Here is a 12,407-nt window from a genome sequence, read left to right on the forward strand (position 1 = left end):
ACGCTGGTCAACACCATATTTCGTTCACATTCAATCTACTGCCTGCCTCTGCCCTGCGTTTATGATTAAACCCCTATTGCGTCTTTCTATTCTTAGCCTTTGCCTGATGGGGCTGGTGGTCGGTGGGGTATCAGCAGGCCCTGCCTTTGCCCTCACTGAGGAGCAAAATCTGGTGGCAGAGGTGTGGCGCATCGTGAATCGGGCCTACGTAGACGACACCTTCAACCATCAAAACTGGTGGTTTACTCGCCAGCGAGCCCTCGATCGCGCCCTGGCCAGTCGGGACGATACCTACCAGGCCATTCAGGACATGCTGGCTGGGCTAGAAGACCCCTACACTCGACTGCTGCCCCCCGAGCAGTACCGCAGTTTGCAAACCAGCACTGCTGGCGCGTTGACCGGAGTAGGGCTGCAAATTTCTAAGGATGAGCAACCTGGCTGGCTACGGGTGATTGCCCCAATCGAAGGATCCCCAGCAGAGCAGGCAGGCATTCAACCCCAGGATGTGGTGCTAGAAATCGATGGTGTGGCTACGACAGAATTGACCCTAGATGAGGCCGCTGCTCGGATGCGGGGCCAGCGCGGCACCACCGTTACTCTGCAACTGCGTGGCCCTGACGAGACCACAGCTCGCCAGGTTTCTCTGACCCGCGACGTAATCACCCTCAACCCCGTAGTGGCGGCGCTCAAGACAACGCCAGCGGGCCAGCGGGTAGGCTACCTGCGGCTGAGTCAGTTCAACGGCAATGCGTCTGAGAAGGTAGCCGCCGCAATTCGCACGCTGGCCGACCAAGGGGCAGAGGGCTACTTACTCGATCTGCGCAACAACCCTGGGGGGCTATTGCAGTCTGGCATCGAGATTGCGCGGCTGTGGCTGCCCCAGGGCACGATTGTCTACACGGTTAACCGCCAGGGCATTCTAGATAGCTTTGAGGCGTTTGGTCAGGCGATTACCGACGCGCCCCTGGTAGTGCTGGTCAACGAAGGCACCGCCAGCGCTAGCGAAATTTTGGCCGGGGCATTGCAGGACAATGGCCGGGCTACCCTGGTGGGCAGCACCACCTTTGGCAAGGGGCTAATTCAGTCGCTGTTTGACCTGTCGGACGGGGCAGGGCTGGCGGTGACTGTGGCCAAATATGAAACCCCAGCCCACCACGACATCAATAAATTGGGGATTCGGCCCGATCGCATTGTCGCCAGCGTGCCCCTCAGCCGCGACACCGTGGCTACCGATGACGACCCCCAGTACCAGGCGGCGCTAGAGATGCTGAGTCAAGCCACGGTCCTAGCCAGTGCGTCCTGAATCTTTGCCCGAGGCGGGGCCGCCCAAGGCCAGTCGCTCGTATCACGACCCGCTCCACGGCGCGATTACGCTCCACGCCAGCGACCCCGACGAGGCGCTGCTGACTCAGCTCATCGATACCCCAGCGTTTCAGCGACTGCGGCGGATTCGTCAGCTCGGCCCGGCCAGCCTCACCTTTCACGGGGCCGAAAGCTCACGCTTTACCCATTCTCTCGGGGTAATGGCGATCGCCCGGCGCGCCTTTGACCAGATCCAGCGCCGCTACCCTGAGCTAGCCCCCTACCGGGCTACGGTGCTGGTAGCGGCCCTGCTCCACGACATTGGCCACGGCCCCTTTAGCCACACCGCCGAAGAGGTGTTTGGCCTTCAGCACGAGCACTGGACCCGCCGCATGATTCGCGAACTGCCGGAGATTCACGATGCCCTAGAGACGCGGGCCGAGGGGCTGGCGGCAGCCGTGGACCAGGTCTACACTCACGAGCACCCCATTGCGCTGGTGTGGCAGCTGGTGTCGAGTCAGCTAGACTGCGATCGCCTCGACTACCTGCTGCGCGATAGCTACTTCACTGGGGCTAGCTATGGCCAGCTCGATCTCGATCGCATTCTGATGGCCCTGCGGTTTGAGCCCCAGAGCGGTCGTCTGGTGGTGGCCCACAAGGGCTTGTCTGCGATCGAGCACTATTTGGTGGTGCGCCACTTTATGTATGTGCAGGTATACAACCACCCAAAAAACATCTCCGTCACCTGGCTGCTAGAGCGGGCCTTTGAGCGGGCTAGAGCCGATTTGCTCGTTGGCAAGCTAGAGGCTGATCCTACGGTGACTGCTTGGCTGCTCACTCCCGATCGCCCACTCTCCTTAGATACCTATCTGGCCGGCGACGATATTGTGTTTACCTACCACCTCCAGCGATGGCGACACAGCCCTGACCCGCTGCTAGCTGATCTGTGCCGTCGCTACCTCGATCGCGACCTACTCAAGACCTTGGAAATCACCCGGCTCTCAACGGACCAGCAGGATGACTTTCTCCACGCAGTTCGCACCCATTTAGAGCAGCAGGGTTACAGCGGCGAAAACTACAGCGGTCTGCGCCGCACCTGGAGCCGAGGTTATACCACCTATAACGAAGGCATTTGCCTACACAGCGACAACGCCTTTACTGACATCAAAGATATCTCGCCTCTGGTGCAGGCCCTCAGCCAGTCCTATGAGCGCACCTGGCTACTCTACCCGCGCGAAATTCATCCCTGGCTGCGCCAAACTTGGGCCACCTACAACTCTGGGGTAGTTTCAGAGGCAGAATAAGCTGTAGCAACAGATCGAAAATAGAAGAGCGAAAAAATGTTTGGCATGGTCAAATCCTGACGTTTTGGGATACGCCAATCAGACTTTTGTTCTTTAAAGTTTGTTTTCCTAAAGGTCGTTGCAATCAACTCTTACCAAATTTTGCGGTGGTAAAGGCGGTACTAGTTCAACCAGCGCTAACAGCGTTAAACTCAAAGGCCACAAAAAATACTGTAGAAATAGCACTGAGTTGAAGTAAAGAAACACCATCATTACCACAGCGGAGGAAGCCAAGATAGTGATTCTTTCTTTCCAGAAGCTCAGATAAACCAGCCCCATCAGCAATAGCATCAGCAGCTTAGCCTTTAGACCTACCAACCAAGGCATGTTTTGAGAGAAAATCACGTCAAGGGAAGGCGCCCCTTCAACGTGCAAGCTGCCGGCACGAGTAGCCGAAAAGAGAATGGACTTAAAAAAACTTTCCGTATTCCAGAATAAAAACGGCAGCGAGGTTAAAAATGGAATACTTAGGATTATCAAAAAGCCCCAACCTACCGCTTGAATTCGCCTATCTTTAGTGCCGTTGACCCAGAGGTGAACCAAATAAAGTGGTAGCAGGAAGATCGCAATCTGTTTGATCCCTAGGGAAATGCTAAAGGCCAGCAATGACAGCCTGGGTTTCTCTCTCAAGAAAACTAAAGAAAGCATCAAAAAAAAGACGGCTGCGAATTCAAGATGGTGAACCCTTGTAACATAGACGCTCCAACGACCCAGCAGAAGAACAGCGGAGGCGGCAAAGCCAAGCAGCCACAAGCCTCGCGCACAAAAATATCTCAATGCCAAGGCGACTATGCCCATGTGAAACGAAAACGAAAGCGGTCGCCATAAATAGAGCCAGTCTAAAAATTCTGGAAACCCAAGTTTTTGAACCAGGCCAGAGAGGAGATAGGCCAAAGGAAAGTAGGTGGCGTACTTATCGTTGTCCCTCATGTCGCTAGCCAGAACTCTGGCATAAGGGTTTTCTCCAGCAATAATTCTTTTGCCTTCTAGCCAGATGTAGTAAATGTCTTCACCCATCAAATCTTTGGCGGGTATAAACCAAAAGCTAATGTGCATTAGCAGGCCCGCGACCATGAGTGGTAGGAGCGCTAGCCAATAGCGTTTATCGCATCTGTGTCGCTGTAGCATAGCTAATTGCTCACCTCAAACCTACTGGTATAGCCACCCTACAAGCTGACGACTCTAGCTTTTCCAGAATGGCTCATTGCTGGTATTTGCAATTCGCAGAGATTAATCGTTTTTGGCTGCGGCTGGCGGGTTGAGCGTTGGAAACTGGCGATAGCAGGCTGCAACAATCATATAGACGGCGTAGGCCAAAAAGCCAAATGCGATCGCACCCAGCCAGTATTCGCCCAAAAATTCTTCATCTAGCTCGTCAAACACATTGCCCAACCCACCGGCAGATTTATCGTCAACTAGATAGGCAGCTTTGATCAGGTATGCCCCAATTAAAACGAAGCCAACTCCGCGAGCCGTAATACCAACTTTGCCGATGGCTATTACCCATCGCCTAATAGGGCGAGAGAGGTCGCGATGAAAATCGTTGATGTAGCCACCGGAGGCGGCCCCGTAAATATAGAGGCAACCTACTGCCATAACGCCAAAACCAGCGCCCAAAAGCATCCAGGGGCCTACCTCTCGCTCGAATAGAACGGAGGCCAGGCCTTCTATCGTGTCGTCAAAATCGACAACCAAGTTAAGGGACAGTTTAGCCGCGCTCCGAGCAAGGCCTAGGTAGGTTAGACCACTGACAACATAGCCGCAGCGCTGGAGCACCTGGCGAATGTTCAACGCTTCTGTCTGACCCGGGTCAATACTGGCCTGTATTGAGCGCCACAGAACATAACCAAGCAGGCCAAACGCTAGCAGTCCAAGTATCCCACTGCCCAAGGGCCAACGCTCCAGGTCGGCGAGCACCGCCTCACTACCCGCCACGATGGGCTGGTCGTGAATAATATCGTTGAGGGCGAATAGACCGATCAGGCCATAGAACGCGCCTTTGGTACCATGGCCCAAACGCATATACCATCGCACCCAGGGCCGTTTGAAAAGTTTTAAGAGCTGCCGCTGTGCTAAACGAACTAAGCCCTGTAAAAGCGCCAGTATCAGCTCGACATTACTCATTGAAGCGCTGTGCCAGCCAAGCCAGATCAATCTGTAAGCCGATCAAATTCGTTCCTCGACTCAAATAGTTTTCAGGCTTAAGTCTATCTGCCTGGCCATGGAGTTGAGCGTTTATCGCCAGCTTTATTCGTTCAAGCGGCAAAAGCAGCGATCGCGACCCGGTTTCTGAAGTGAGCTTGAACTGGGTACGGTTGCTTACGGTTTACACCTAATTTAGCCGGCTTTCCTCAGATGTCCCTAGCGACGCCGACGCTACTAGGCGATTAAGCTGCTGCTGCCTGACCTAGGAGCTTGGCCGCGAGGGCAAGATCTAGGGCACGCCATATATGGCGGTTTAAATTTCTATATTTCTTGAGATTCGCTAGATGTAGTTCTATAATCCGCTAACCTGAGGAGCAGCTTGGGTGCCTTCGGGTTGGGAAACCTGACTCCCAAGCCGCTGATGCAGTAAAATTGTACTATTATATCGCGGCGCTATGTCCTTTGTTGGTCTCCACATCCACAGTGCCTACAGCCTGCTTGACGGGGCCAGCCAGCTGCCCCAGCTAGTAGCGCGGGCTAAGGAACTGGACATGCCGGCGATCGCCCTCACCGACCACGGGGTGATGTATGGCGCGATCGAGCTGATCAAGGTCTGCAAAGGGGTGGGCATCAAGCCGATCATCGGCAACGAGATGTACCTAATCAACGGCGACATTTCGCAGCAGCAGCGCCGCCCCCGGTACCACCAGGTGGTGCTGGCCAAAAATACCCAAGGCTACAAAAACCTGGTTAAGCTCACCACTATCTCGCACTTGCAGGGGGTACAGGGTAAGGGCATTTTTTCGCGCCCCTGCATCAACAAAGACCTGTTAGAGCAGTATCACGAAGGGCTGATCGTCACCAGCGCCTGCCTCGGTGGCGAGGTGCCCCAAGCAATTTTGCAGAAGCGGCCCGATGTGGCCCGCAAGGTGGCCCAGTGGTACAAAGACCTGTTTGGCGAAGACTACTACCTCGAAATTCAAGACCACGGCTCTCCTGAAGACCGGGTAGTGAACGTGGAGCTGCTGAAGATCGCCCGCGAGATGGACATAAAAGTCATCTGCACCAACGACTCCCACTACATCTCCTGCAACGATGTGGAGGCCCACGACGCGCTGCTCTGCATCCAGACCGGCAAGCTGCTGACTGAGGACAAGCGCCTGCGCTACAGCGGCACAGAATACCTAAAGTCTGCCGACGAGATGCGGCAGCTGTTCCGCGATCACATTGAGCCAGAGGTGATTGAGGAATCGATCGCCAACACCCTGGAAGTCGCCGACAAGATCGAAGAGTACACCGGCATCCTCGGCCAGTCGCGCATTCCCGACTTCCCCATTCCCGCTGAGTTCAACGAAGATGCTGGGGCCTACATGGGTCATGTGGCGCGGGAGGGGCTGGTCAAACGCATGAAAGTGGCCAGCTACGAGGAGATTGAGCAGGAATACCGCGATCGCCTCGAATACGAAATCGAGATGATGATCCAGATGGGCTTCCCCACCTACTTCTTGGTGGTGTGGGACTACATTCGCTTTGCCCGCGACAACAATATTCCAGTGGGGCCGGGACGGGGGTCGGCGGCGGGTTCTCTAGTGGCCTACGCCATGGAGATTACCAACATCGACCCGATCCACCACGGGCTGCTGTTCGAGCGCTTTTTGAACCCCGAACGCAAGTCGATGCCGGATATTGACACCGACTTCTGCATCGATCGCCGCGACGAGGTGATCAAATACGTCACCCGCCGCTACGGCGAGGAGCGAGTAGCGCAGATCATTACCTTCAACCGCATGACCTCCAAGGCGGTGCTTAAGGATGTGGCGCGGGTGATCGACATTCCCTACGCCGAGTCGGACCGGATGGCGAAGCTGATTCCGGTGGCACGGGGCAAGCCCACCAAACTCAAGGTGATGATCTCCGACGATACTCCCGCCCCCGAGTTCAAAGAAAAGTACGACAACGACCCCCAAACCCGCCGCTGGATCGACATGGCCCTGCGCATTGAGGGCACCAACAAAACCTTCGGCATGCACGCCGCTGGGGTGGTGATCTCCAAAGACCCCCTCGACGAAATTGTGCCCCTGCAGCGCAACAACGACGGCCAGGTGATCACCCAGTACTACATGGAGGATGTAGAAGCCCTGGGCTTGCTGAAGATGGACTTTTTGGGTCTGCGCAACCTGACCATGATCCAAAAAACCCTGGAGCTGATCGAGGCGACCCACGGCACCAAAATCGACCCAGACGACCTACCCATGGACGACCCGGCCACCTACAAGCTGCTGGAGCGTGGCGATCTGGGCGGCGTCTTCCAACTTGAGTCGTCGGGCATGCGCCAGATCGTGAAGGATCTCAAGCCCTCTGGTTTGGAAGACATCTCCTCCGTTCTCGCCCTCTACCGACCGGGGCCGCTGGATGCGGGGCTGATTCCCAAATTCATTAACCGCAAGCACGGACGCGAAAAAATTGACTTTGCCGACGAAATTCTGAAGCCGATTCTGAGTGAGACCTACGGCATCATGGTCTACCAGGAGCAGATCATGAAAATTGCCCAGGATATGGGCGGCTACTCCCTTGGCCAGGCTGACCTGCTGCGGCGGGCCATGGGGAAGAAGAAAATGTCGGAAATGCTCAAGCACCAGGAGAACTTCGTCAACGGCGCGATGCAGAAAGGCGTCGCCAAGAAGGTGGCGACAGAACTCTGGGACCAGATGGTGAAGTTCGCCGAATACTGCTTCAACAAGTCGCACTCCACCGCCTACGGGTTTGTTACCTTTCAGACCGCTTACCTGAAGGCTAACTATCCTGTGGAGTATATGGCGGCGCTGCTAACCTCCAACAGCGGCGACCAGGACAAGGTGCAGATGCACATCGGCAACTGCATTGCCATGGGCATTGAGGTGCTGCCGCCGGATATCAACCGATCGCTAGTCGATTTTACCCCCGAGGGTAAGAGCATTTTGTTTGGCCTCTCAGCGGTGCGCAACGTCGGTCTAGGCGCGATCGAGTGCGTTCTAAAGAATCGCGAGGCGGAGGGGCCATTTAATTCGCTGGCGGAACTGTGCGATCGCGTCGATCTACACTCGGTCAACCGCCGCGCCCTAGAATCGCTGATTCTGGCGGGGGCACTGGATAAGCTTGACCCCAACCGCAACCAGCTCATGCAAGACCTAGAGCTGGTGCTCGACTGGGCCCAGGGCCGCGCCAAGGATCGTGAGATCGGCCAGGGGAACCTGTTTGACATGATGCTGGGCGGTGGCGATACCCAGAGCGCCACCCCTTCGGCGGGTTATGAAACTGCGCCCAAAGCAGCGCTAGTAGCCGACTTTGAAGCCCAGGAAAAACTGCGGCAGGAAAAAGAGCTGCTGGGCTTCTACATCTCTGACCATCCGCTCAAGTCGGTGCAGCGATCGGCGCGGGTGCTGGCCCCGATTAACCTGGCAGAGCTACACGAGCAGCCGGATAACGTAACTTTGAGTGCGATCGTGATTCTCGCCAGCGTCAAGCCGGTGGTGACGAAGAAGGGGGATCGGATGGCGATCGTCCAGCTTGAAGATTTGACTGGGCAGTCAGAGGCCGTTGTCTTTCCCAAATCCTTTGAGCGCATTGGCCAGCACATTGTCGCCGACAAGCGGCTGATGATCTGGGGCAAGGTCGATCGCCGCGACGATCGCGTGCAGTTCATCATTGACGATGCCGAATCAATTGAAGATGTGCGCATGGTGATGGTGGAGCTAGACCCGCGTCTGGCGGGCGACATTGAACAGCAGCACCGCCTGCGCAACGTAATTCGCAATAACCAGGGCGATGACCCCAAGTATGCGCGAGTGCCGGTGATTGCGGTGATTGGCGGCAACCAGCAGCGGCAGTTTGTGCGGCTAGGGGCACAGTTCCGCGTCAAAGACCCTGAGGCAGCAGTAAATGCGCTGGTGAATGCCAACTTTCAGGCGAGGGCAACGCCGCTGATTAGCGCGTGAATTCCTTATCGGGAGAGATCCGGTTCCTTTCGCATGTAGCCGATGAATCGGCATTGCACAAAAGGGATCGGGTCTCTAGCGAGGTCGCTAAGCGCTGGTCAATTCAGTCCAATAGCGATCGAATAGGTCAGACGTAGCTGTATCAAGCGGGGCAATGCCCTCGCAGTTGGCCAGGACCGACTCTGGCGGAAATAGGGTTTCGCTGTCTTGCAGTTCGGCGGGCAGCAGCTCAAACGCCGACTTGCTGGGAGTGGCAAAGCCCAGCTTCTGTACAGCAAAGGCGGCATTCTCAGGTTCCAGCATGAAGTTGAGCCAGGCGTAGGCGGCCTCTGGGTGCGGCGCGGTTTTGGGAATCGCGATCGCATCGGTCCATAGGGAGCTGCCAGAGGTGGGAATGACGTAGCGCAGGTTGGGATTCTCGGCGGGAAGGGCGTTGCCCAAGTGCGAGTAGGTCATGCAGAGGTCGAGGTCGCCTGCGATGAGCGAGTCTTCCCAGCCAAAACTGGAGAACTGGGCGATCGCTGGTTTCAGCTCCTGCAACCGCTTGAACGCAGCCTCGATCTGCCTAGGGTCAGTCGTGTTGTAGGAATAGCCCAGCGACGTCAGAGTCGCCCCCAGAGTTTCGCGGACGTCGTCGAGTAGAGTGAGCCGGCCTGTCAAGGCGTCTTGCCGCTCCCATAGATAAGCCCAGTCAGTGGGGGGCGGGCTGAGTTTGGTGGTGTCGTAGATCAGCCCGGTGGTACCCCAGCTAAGCGGGATGCTGTGGGCGTTATTGGGGTCGTAGGTGAGGTTTTGCCAGGGGTCGCGCAGGTCGTCCAATCCTGTCAGCTGAGCGTGGTCGAGAGTTGCCAACAGCCCCAGCTCAATCATCTGCTGCACCATGTAGTCGGAGGGATACAGAATGCTGAACTGCTGCCCGCCGCCCGCCTGGATTTTCGCCAGCATAGTCTCGTTAGAGTCGTAGGTCTGCACCTCGATGGGGATGCCGGTGGCCTGGGTAAAGCGATCGTAGACCTCATCATCGACGTAGTCAGACCAGGTGTAGATATAGAGCGGTTTGTTATTGCCATCGGCAGGGGCGCTGCCGTCCGCATTAGAAATATTAGTGCCCGGGCGTCGGCAGTTTGCCAGGGCCAAACCAGATGCCGCCGTCGTTGAAAACTGCAGAAATCGCCGCCGGGAGAGATAATGCGGACGCGATCGCCCCACTGGACCGGTCTTTGACCAACGAACGGTCATACTTCCTCAAGGATTCTCAAATATGGGCATTAGTCTACACCACGAGAATCTAGCGGCACAGTTCACCAGTCGTTAACAGCTTGGTAGGTTGACTCCGCAGAAGGTCAGCGACCTTTCTTGTCAGCCTCAGCTCATTTTCGCCTCATCAGGGTTGAGACTGATCTCGACTACAGATTTATACGGCCAATGCAACGCCAAACAGAACTGCACAAAACAGACTCACAATCGCCATCAATCCAGCAGGCATGAATTTGTTGGTCTTGCGGAAGCGCAGGCCGAAGACGATCAGGAGCGCGATCGCAAGGCAGATGGCCAGAGTTATACCTGCGTTGTAGCTGTTGCTCAGGGTGATCCACCAGGCGATGAGCAAGGCTGCGCCGCTAATCAGCCCAGAGATCAGGGAAGGTTTACTGCGGGCTTTCACATAGCCCATCACGCCGCCAGCTATGACCAGCACGGCGTAGAGCAAGAGCACCCAGGGCGCGAGCGCAACGATCAAAAAGAGCATATCCGCACTCCAGCAACGTCTTGCTTCAAGGGTACTGCCTTAGTCGACCTCCTCGCGATCGCGCCAGGGGGCAAACACGGGCAGCAGCAGCAAGCCGGGCAGGGCGGCGAGCAGCGTAATGCCAAAGAATAGGGGCCAGCCCTGCTGAGTAGCCCCTCCTAAAGTGGGTGTCGCAGCAATGTTGGGGTTGCTCTGCACAAACTGCTGCAGGCGCTGGGCAAGTTCGCCGCTGGCGGGGCCAGCGATCAGATCGCGCCCGACCGCCATCAGGCTAGACAGCAAGGCAAACTGGGTGGCCGAAAAGCGGGCATTACACAGACTCATTAGAAAGCCGACAAAGCCCGCCGTCCCCAGCCCGGCGCAAAAGTTTTCGACGTTGATGGCTAGCACCATGACTAGGTAATTTTTGCCAACAATCGCCAGGATCAAATAGCCCAGGTTGCTCAGGGCCTGAAGCCCACCAAAAACCCACAGAGAGCGGTTGATGCCCAGCTGGCTGAGGGCAGCCCCGCCCGCTAGGGTGCCGACGATGGTGGCCACCAGCCCTAGCCCCTGACGAATCGTGCCAATGTCGGTATCCGAAAAGCCCAACCCCTGGTCGCCCAAAAACGGAATGGCCATCTTTGCTGTCAGGTTGTCGCCCAGCTTGTAGAGCAGAATGAACAGCAGCACGGCGATTGTGCGCTGCACCCCCAGGCGGCTAAAAAACTCGCCAAAGGGTTGCACCACCGCCTGCTTCAGCGAGTCCGGCGGGTGCACGGCGCGCACCGGCTCCGGTGCCCACAGCGAGACCAGCACCCCCAGCCCCATCAGCCCGGCCATCACCCCATAGACCCAGGGCCAGGTGATGCGATCGGCCAGAATAAAGGCCATCGCCCCGGTTAGCAAAATGGCGATCCGGTAGCCCAAAACGTAAGTGGCGGCTCCGGCCCCCATTTCACGCTCCTCCAGCACATCGGTACGGTAGGCATCAATGGCGATGTCTTGGGTAGCGCTGAGAAAGGTAATCCCCAAGGCGATCAGGGCGACGAGTTGCAGCACCGAGGCTGGCGTGGGCAAGGGGCCAGCAGCGATCGCGGCCATTTGCAGGGCAAGAATTGCGATCCCCACTACCAGCCCCAGCTGCCCAATCACCATCCAGCCCCGCCGTCGGCCCAGGCGAGGGGGGACGAAGCGATCGAGAAGGGGCGACCACAAAAATTTGAGCGAGTAGGGCAGGCTAATCAAGCTGAACCAGCCGATGGTGCGCAGATCGAGCTGAGCTTTGGTCATCCAGCCCCGGAAGGCATCGTCCATCAGAGCGTAGGGTAGCCCAGAGGCAATGCCTAGCAGCAGAATGGCCGCCATCTTGCGGCTCTGAAAAACCCGAACTAAGGAGTGAGTAGCTTTCACGAGGTTGCAGACCGGATGTTGGCTGGGGATGACATCAGAGCAAGATACCACCAGATTAGGTCGCTTAGCTCGGGATCGCCTTTGCCGATCAATCCACTCAGGCCCTGTAGCAGCAGTCTTGCAGCTTCCTCGCCAAGACTGGTTCAACGTTTAAGCACTAAGAAAAAACAGCAGCTCCACGTAGGCGCGGTAGTGAGCTAGCTGAGCGGGATCTTGCAGCACTTTCATCATCACAAAGCCGCCTCTAAATGTAGCGGCTAGGGAATCTGTGGTTACGGAGCACGAGGAGGATGCTGAGCGATCGCCCCCTCAAACTTAGCCCCCAGCTGCCGCCACAGCAAAAACGACAGCGACGATCAGTGCCGGGAAATCAGACATTTTTCCCAAAGAGCTAGACCTGTCTGGGTTTGACGCTGGCGGGACGATTTGGCGACGGTCTGGCGACGGCCCCCTATCTAATCTGAAAACAAGTTAAACCAACGGCCCTAGGGCAATGACTCAATC

8 protein-coding genes are annotated in these 12,407 nt (G+C 56.6%); 3 read left to right on the plus strand and 5 right to left on the minus strand.

The annotated features are described in order from the left end of the window. The first annotated feature begins 61 nt into the window (after window positions 1-61). Both ctpA and NC979_RS15685 read left to right on the plus strand, forming a co-directional pair. The gene (gene ctpA, locus NC979_RS15680; protein ID WP_190517159.1) at window positions 62-1,303 is read left to right on the plus strand and encodes a carboxyl-terminal processing protease CtpA; all 1,242 of its coding nucleotides are present in this window, start codon (window positions 62-64) and stop codon (window positions 1,301-1,303) included. Further along, entirely contained in the window at window positions 1,293-2,606 is a 1,314-nt protein-coding gene (locus tag NC979_RS15685; RefSeq protein ID WP_347403909.1) for an HD domain-containing protein, read from the plus strand. The genes ctpA and NC979_RS15685 overlap by 11 nt, the downstream gene beginning before the upstream one ends. Window positions 2,607-2,714: 108 nt before the next feature. Here the strand turns inward: NC979_RS15685 and NC979_RS15690 are convergent, their stop codons facing one another. Both NC979_RS15690 and NC979_RS15695 read right to left on the minus strand, forming a co-directional pair. Continuing rightward, window positions 2,715-3,701, minus strand: coding sequence for a hypothetical protein (locus NC979_RS15690; RefSeq protein WP_348253796.1), 987 nt, complete (start codon window positions 3,699-3,701; stop codon window positions 2,715-2,717). A gap of 174 nt (window positions 3,702-3,875) precedes the next feature. Continuing rightward, complete coding sequence (locus NC979_RS15695) at window positions 3,876-4,667, minus strand: DUF1206 domain-containing protein (RefSeq protein WP_190517163.1); 792 nt, start codon at window positions 4,665-4,667, stop codon at window positions 3,876-3,878. Window positions 4,668-5,245: 578 nt separating this feature from the next. Between NC979_RS15695 and NC979_RS15700 the strand changes: the two genes are divergently transcribed. Continuing rightward, complete coding sequence (locus tag NC979_RS15700) at window positions 5,246-8,764, plus strand: DNA polymerase III subunit alpha (protein ID WP_190517166.1); 3,519 nt, start codon at window positions 5,246-5,248, stop codon at window positions 8,762-8,764. A gap of 87 nt (window positions 8,765-8,851) precedes the next feature. Here NC979_RS15700 and NC979_RS15705 read toward each other — a convergent pair whose 3' ends face one another. The 3 genes from NC979_RS15705 to NC979_RS15715 form a co-directional block, all read right to left on the minus strand. Then, the gene (locus NC979_RS15705) at window positions 8,852-10,003 is read right to left on the minus strand and encodes an ABC transporter substrate-binding protein (protein WP_190517169.1); all 1,152 of its coding nucleotides are present in this window, start codon (window positions 10,001-10,003) and stop codon (window positions 8,852-8,854) included. 175 nt (window positions 10,004-10,178) lie between these two features. After that, on the minus strand, window positions 10,179-10,511 hold the full coding sequence (locus NC979_RS15710; protein WP_190517172.1) for a TMEM14 family protein: 333 nt from the start codon (window positions 10,509-10,511) through the stop codon (window positions 10,179-10,181). A gap of 39 nt (window positions 10,512-10,550) precedes the next feature. Continuing rightward, window positions 10,551-11,858, minus strand: coding sequence for an AmpG family muropeptide MFS transporter (locus NC979_RS15715; protein WP_199308758.1), 1,308 nt, complete (start codon window positions 11,856-11,858; stop codon window positions 10,551-10,553). Between the last annotated feature and the right edge of the window lie 549 nt (window positions 11,859-12,407).

Source organism: Leptolyngbya subtilissima AS-A7 (assembly GCF_039962255.1).
Classification (GTDB): Bacteria; Cyanobacteriota; Cyanobacteriia; order Phormidesmidales; family Phormidesmidaceae; genus Nodosilinea.